At 48.6% G+C, this 6447-nt stretch carries 6 protein-coding genes and 1 CRISPR repeat array; all 6 genes read left to right on the top strand.

Going from position 1 to position 6447, the window contains the following annotated elements; translation table 11 throughout:
- Positions 1 to 60: 60 nt before the first annotated feature.
- A CRISPR array of direct repeats spans positions 61 to 4050; the repeat unit is 28 nt; unit sequence GTTCACTGCCGCACAGGCAGCTTAGAAA.
- Positions 4051 to 4126: 76 nt separating this feature from the next.
- A complete protein-coding gene (locus tag CX664_RS10475) occupies positions 4127 to 4345 on the top strand; it encodes a transposase (protein ID WP_101746681.1) in 219 nt (72 codons plus the stop codon).
- 179 nt (positions 4346 to 4524) lie between these two features.
- Positions 4525 to 4827, top strand: coding sequence for a hypothetical protein (locus CX664_RS25650; protein WP_145999934.1), 303 nt, complete (start codon positions 4525 to 4527; stop codon positions 4825 to 4827).
- Between the two features lie 170 nt (positions 4828 to 4997).
- Complete coding sequence (locus tag CX664_RS10470) at positions 4998 to 5534, top strand: hypothetical protein (protein WP_101746680.1); 537 nt, start codon at positions 4998 to 5000, stop codon at positions 5532 to 5534.
- Between the two features lie 12 nt (positions 5535 to 5546).
- Positions 5547 to 5945 (top strand): hypothetical protein, encoded by a 399-nt coding sequence (locus CX664_RS10465; RefSeq protein WP_145999933.1) that lies wholly within the window; start codon positions 5547 to 5549, stop codon positions 5943 to 5945.
- A gap of 83 nt (positions 5946 to 6028) precedes the next feature.
- Positions 6029 to 6250, top strand: a complete 222-nt coding sequence (locus CX664_RS10460) for a hypothetical protein (protein ID WP_101746678.1) — start codon at positions 6029 to 6031, stop codon at positions 6248 to 6250.
- A complete protein-coding gene (locus CX664_RS28115) occupies positions 6247 to 6435 on the top strand; it encodes an IS3 family transposase (protein WP_101746677.1) in 189 nt (62 codons plus the stop codon). Before CX664_RS10460 ends, CX664_RS28115 begins: the two co-directional genes overlap by 4 nt.
- Positions 6436 to 6447 lie beyond the last annotated feature (12 nt).

The following is a 6447-nucleotide window of genomic DNA, read 5'->3' as shown; positions in this document are numbered from 1 at the left end:
CTTAAGTTGAGGCGACAACTATGTTGACAAACACCGCTAGGCTTTCCGCTAAAAGTTGCCGTTCACTGCCGCACAGGCAGCTTAGAAAATCACATGCAGGCGCAGAGTTACAATCATCACGTTCACTGCCGCACAGGCAGCTTAGAAATTACTGATTCTGAGCTAGAATCATGGGTTAACGTTCACTGCCGCACAGGCAGCTTAGAAAGCTGAAATTTCTTGATCTGTTATTAACCGGAAGTTCACTGCCGCACAGGCAGCTTAGAAAATCTTAAGAGTAATTTTATCTTGCATCTTGGAGTTCACTGCCGCACAGGCAGCTTAGAAAATTTGCTTCAGCCTGTAAGCGCCCTGCTCCTGGTTCACTGCCGCACAGGCAGCTTAGAAAAACGGTAAAGTTGGATTCCAAGATGTTAAGTAGTTCACTGCCGCACAGGCAGCTTAGAAATTTTGGAAATGTTCAGTGCTGCGGTGATGTTTGTTCACTGCCGCACAGGCAGCTTAGAAATGGGAAACAGGGAATTCTGTAGTAGTGGTCGTTGTTCACTGCCGCACAGGCAGCTTAGAAATGGAATACTCTTCATTTTTCAGAAGTACAAGAGTTCACTGCCGCACAGGCAGCTTAGAAATTACTTCGTTGCTGTACTCTGCTTTGAATTTTGTTCACTGCCGCACAGGCAGCTTAGAAAGCACAAGCGGGGGTTAGATTCACTCAGCAAGTGTTCACTGCCGCACAGGCAGCTTAGAAAAGAAAGCCCTTGAAAGTGTCGAAGGCGCTCAAGTTCACTGCCGCACAGGCAGCTTAGAAATGTCAGCAACCGGTCTATCTCATCCTGGCTGTGTTCACTGCCGCACAGGCAGCTTAGAAAACGAAGATAACGCAGGTAAGCGATCCGACAGGGTTCACTGCCGCACAGGCAGCTTAGAAAATTTGCTTTAGTCGGTAAGACCCCTGTTCCTTGTTCACTGCCGCACAGGCAGCTTAGAAATGACCAGAATTGAACGTTTTACGCTTCAACCAGTTCACTGCCGCACAGGCAGCTTAGAAACGCAAGGGATGGAGGAAAAATAGAGAGGTTTCGTTCACTGCCGCACAGGCAGCTTAGAAATTTTGAAAAAGGCAAATATAAAATGACGGTTAGTTCACTGCCGCACAGGCAGCTTAGAAACAAGGCCGGTTACCAGATCATTCATCAGCTGTGTTCACTGCCGCACAGGCAGCTTAGAAATGGAACAGACCTGGCATCATGAATATGGTCACGTTCACTGCCGCACAGGCAGCTTAGAAAAGTAGCAGACTGGCAATATCAATCTGTTCATTGTTCACTGCCGCACAGGCAGCTTAGAAATTGCGGGGGAATGCAAAGGCAGCTCAAAAGGTGTTCACTGCCGCACAGGCAGCTTAGAAACAGAGCAAACGCTTCATGAATAGCCTGGCTTGGTTCACTGCCGCACAGGCAGCTTAGAAACAGCGGGTCACGGTTGAAAAGGCTCAGATCAGGTTCACTGCCGCACAGGCAGCTTAGAAATTTGCGCACTGGTGAGCGCCATACCAGACCCCGTTCACTGCCGCACAGGCAGCTTAGAAATCCTCTGCAACTCGTCGATCCTGCCAGCCATTGTTCACTGCCGCACAGGCAGCTTAGAAAGAACGGGCGCGACTGCTTCACCATCAGGCCAAGTTCACTGCCGCACAGGCAGCTTAGAAAAACTGGCGGAATCAGTCTATCTATGAGTTTCAGTTCACTGCCGCACAGGCAGCTTAGAAAGATCACACAACGCCCACCCATAGTCATGCCAGGTTCACTGCCGCACAGGCAGCTTAGAAATGAGAACCTGATGGTTCGGGGGTTTTTGGGTTGTTCACTGCCGCACAGGCAGCTTAGAAATGCTGAGCCGGATGGCAAAAGACCATGATGCCGTTCACTGCCGCACAGGCAGCTTAGAAAAAGGACACGTCACCAAAAAGAAACAAAACACAGTTCACTGCCGCACAGGCAGCTTAGAAATCTTGGGAAAAAAATTCACATACCCATTCCAAGTTCACTGCCGCACAGGCAGCTTAGAAACAAGATCTTCTGTGATGAGGTGGACGGTTATGGTTCACTGCCGCACAGGCAGCTTAGAAAACCCGTGAGACTCCCGCCTGTTGCAGTGCCCCGTTCACTGCCGCACAGGCAGCTTAGAAAAGAGTGACGCACGGGCTTATGTTCAACTTCGGGTTCACTGCCGCACAGGCAGCTTAGAAATTCATCACTGTAATCCCAGACTGAATTACGACGTTCACTGCCGCACAGGCAGCTTAGAAAAGCAAGAAAAAAGTAGAAGCCCTGCAGGCAGGGTTCACTGCCGCACAGGCAGCTTAGAAAATCCCCGCAGAACTCCAGAGAAAAATGGAACTGTTCACTGCCGCACAGGCAGCTTAGAAATGCTCTTGCATTGCCTTTTTTTGCGTAAACAGGTTCACTGCCGCACAGGCAGCTTAGAAATGTTTGCTGCACAACAAATACACAGAGAGCGCGTTCACTGCCGCACAGGCAGCTTAGAAAACTTCCTCAGCCGCGCCGATGATAAAACGACAGTTCACTGCCGCACAGGCAGCTTAGAAACACTGTAAGCCAGCGACAGTGTTAACCAACAGGTTCACTGCCGCACAGGCAGCTTAGAAATAAAATTTCATGCCCTGTTGTCTCCGGGGTATGTTCACTGCCGCACAGGCAGCTTAGAAAGATGAAGTGATTCAGCATATTTTGCAGCGTGTGTTCACTGCCGCACAGGCAGCTTAGAAATTGCTTGTCCTGTCCGTCTTGCAGCAAACAGTGTTCACTGCCGCACAGGCAGCTTAGAAACGCAATAGCCTGCGGAATCCGAGGGTATCTACGTTCACTGCCGCACAGGCAGCTTAGAAAAGCGCCAGCCTGACCACTGTGCCCCCTTCTGGGTTCACTGCCGCACAGGCAGCTTAGAAATTGCTGGCATGCTGAGCACACGTTACCCCGAAGTTCACTGCCGCACAGGCAGCTTAGAAAAAACAAGCTGGTTGCTCCCTGATGAGCCTCCGGTTCACTGCCGCACAGGCAGCTTAGAAAAAAATTTAGTTTGTAGCCCTGTGCTGTTTCGTGTTCACTGCCGCACAGGCAGCTTAGAAACGTCACGCGGGAACGGCTCCGGCAGTGGTTAAGTTCACTGCCGCACAGGCAGCTTAGAAATGATCAGCGCCGATATTCAGGAGGTGCCATCGGTTCACTGCCGCACAGGCAGCTTAGAAAATTACGCTCAGTTGATAAAAAATGATGTTATGGTTCACTGCCGCACAGGCAGCTTAGAAAATAGAACACGAGCATTTATAAATTTTAATTGTGTTCACTGCCGCACAGGCAGCTTAGAAAGACAATCAGCTGGTGATTTTTGCCAAGGGGGAGTTCACTGCCGCACAGGCAGCTTAGAAAATGGTATTGCTGAATATCGACAGATTGCTGCCGTTCACTGCCGCACAGGCAGCTTAGAAATGGTCGATAGGTATCTCTTGCTCGATACCGTCAGTTCACTGCCGCACAGGCAGCTTAGAAATGTTAAACATGGCTGATCAGAGAACCATTGAAGTTCACTGCCGCACAGGCAGCTTAGAAAAGGGGAGCCATCGGCGAGATCTTTGCCGAGGTTCACTGCCGCACAGGCAGCTTAGAAAAGCCGCTCCGAGACAGCGGCCAGGGCCTTTTCCGTTCACTGCCGCACAGGCAGCTTAGAAATCTCTGTATAGCTTTTCAGCTATTACTGAAGAGTTCACTGCCGCACAGGCAGCTTAGAAATGCTTTACCGATCTGGACTGTTAGCAACTCTCCGTTCACTGCCGCACAGGCAGCTTAGAAATTTTTGCCGGGTTATAGAATATTGATGGTGATGTTCACTGCCGCACAGGCAGCTTAGAAAGTTGCTTGTCCTGTCCATTCGTGCATACAAACGTTCACTGCCGCACAGGCAGCTTAGAAACGCAGGCGGTGGAACTGTCAGACTGACCAATAGTTCACTGCCGCACAGGCAGCTTAGAAATTTCAAGCCATGAAGTGGTTTAATGGCTTAGGACACCTCGTTAAGCACAATAGTGCCATTGATGACGAGGTAGAAAGTGACAAAGCAGCGTAAGAATTATTCCCCGGAATTTAAGCGTAAAGCCATTGCTATGGTAGTTGAACAGGGGCAGGCTGCTACGGCCAGAAGTCTTGGTATCCATGATGTTAACCTAAGACGTTGGGTACGTGAGCAGAATGAAAAAAAGGAAATGTCTTTTCCTGGCAAAGGGCAGCAAGCTCTGACGCCTGATCAACAGCGAATAAAAGAGCTGTAAGCTGAAAATCGCCAGTTGAAAATGGAGCAGGAAATCCTCAACTGCTGGTCAAGCAAATATTAGGTGATTACCTAAAACCTGAAAATCTACGGGGTACCGTTCAAACAGACCCTGAAAAAGAGGAAGACTTAATCATCGCCTTTTCTGTCTGTATTGAACAGGTTGAGGAAAAATATTGGATGGAACAAGGCTCAGTCAGGCCAGCTGACTATGAAAGTACCACGTCATCACTCACCAACAGGAATATGCTCAATCTACTACATGACTTTCTATCGCTGGCCCATGGTTTCAAGGCCGACAGAGTGATGAGTACATTGCCAGCCAGGGTCATTCAGTTTTTAGATGATGAGTTTGGAAGTGGGACAGTTATTTCACGAAGAGACTCTTTTGGTTCTGGTTCTGGTTCTGGTTCTGAACCTGACCTCAAGATAGCCGGGGCAGTAATAAACGCATCTCCTAAAAGCGAAAGTCCTCCTTTTTGAACTTTTTTTGAACATTAATGCTGACAGTTACCGGGTGCAAGAAAAAACCGTTGTACTCCGGTTGCAGAAGTGTAATTTCACTCCATGGAGCAAATTGACACATCTGAGTGTGAACCAAATGGACAGTTTGAGGTCAAACAGATGCTGATATTCAACACCAGGACTTTATTATGCAAGCAACAGTAACACCATCCATCTACTCCCACCCGGAGCCTGCCAGTGACCTGCCAACCGACTCAAGCGGGACGACTGACCACGCCACAGGTATATTCAGTGGTAAAAAAATCTCAAGCCATCAGTCTCTTGAAGACACAGCCACCAGCCTGATGGAAGACCAGGGTATTGAGGATGCCTTTTGGGAAAAAAAACCATTAGATGGGCGTCACATCACCTCGGCTGATGTGCTTGGTGCTTATGGAAAAGATAAAACGTCTCTCAGGAGTGGCCTCTTCCTGGAAAAACTTTGCTTACAAAACATTCTACACAACAACCGAAAAGTAAATCCCTATGACGTTATTCAAGAATTCAACCGGTTGCCAGATCAAGATAATTTGTGCAAATCAGCGATAAGGGATTTCAGAGAAAAATTAGTGATATCCAATTTGGAATGTAATGTTAGGAGGGAGCTCATGTCGGCTGGCATGCAGGTGACACCCGATGAGATGAAGCAGGATTTGCTGGCAGCCAATGACCATCGTTGCAAGTAAGACCTACTCCCATTGTCGTTAGTGCGCCATAAAGAGGAATGTTACCTGAGAGGGATGACGTTGAATGGCCAACAGGTGACACGGGATGAAGTGATTCGGGATTATCAGGCAGTCAGAGCCACGCTGGAGCAAAAGTGCCTCAGATTTGCAGATCTCCTGACCAGTCAGCCGCCGGGTGACCAGCAGATGATACCAGATAAAATGATTCAGGATTATCAGGCAGCCAAAGCCTCACTGGAGGAGCTGGAGCACCTCACAGTGGATCGCCTGACTGACCAGCCGTCGGGTGACCAGCAGGTCACACCGGGTAATGCAGACGCAGTATCTGCCAGTCAGCCTGAGGCTTCTGCTGCCGTTGATAAGCACCCTTCTTCAAACGAACCTTCTTCAAAAAAACCTTCTTCAAAATAACAGAGTACAGAACCCCCCCGGACTGGCTTGCCCGGTGAGGAAACAGAAATTATCTGAGCCACTGGGCATTTGGCAGCTGAAGAATGGCAAAAGCACTGCAAAGCAAGGTTTACAGCATAGGTCGCCATCAGGCAACAACACTGATGAAACGGTTGGGGCTGGTCGTGAAGTATGCGAAAAAATTCATGGTGACGACGAATAGCAGGCACAAGTTTCCAGTTGCAGAAAATCTCCTGAACAGGGAGTTTGCAGTCACGAAGGCGAATAAGGACTATACGACAGATATTACTTATTTAATGCGGTGACCGAGCGTTTCTTTGGAAGTCTGAAAAGGGAAAGGACTGACCATTATATTTTCGAAACAAGAGCAGATGTTGCAGCAGCGGTTGTTGATTACATTTTGTTCTACAACAACCGCAGATTTCATTCCTATCTTGATTGCGTGAGCCCTGTGGACTTTGAGCAACAGGAATTCAGGAAAGCGGGTTAATCAGGTGTCCAT

Source organism: Endozoicomonas acroporae (genome assembly GCF_002864045.1).
Classification (GTDB): domain Bacteria; phylum Pseudomonadota; class Gammaproteobacteria; order Pseudomonadales; family Endozoicomonadaceae; genus Endozoicomonas; species Endozoicomonas acroporae.
The sequence above is the reverse complement of the archived record's forward strand: the minus strand, read 5'-3'. Positions and strand labels throughout refer to the sequence as shown.

Bases quoted from the DNA above. Each gene is read 5' to 3' on its own strand.
- CX664_RS25650 (WP_145999934.1), top strand. From the start codon at position 4,525: ATGGAACAAGGCTCAGTCAGGCCAGCTGACTATGAAAGTACCACGTCA.
- CX664_RS10470 (WP_101746680.1), top strand. From the start codon at position 4,998: ATGCAAGCAACAGTAACACCATCCATCTACTCCCACCCGGAGCCTGCC.
- CX664_RS10460 (WP_101746678.1), top strand. From the start codon at position 6,029: ATGGCAAAAGCACTGCAAAGCAAGGTTTACAGCATAGGTCGCCATCAG.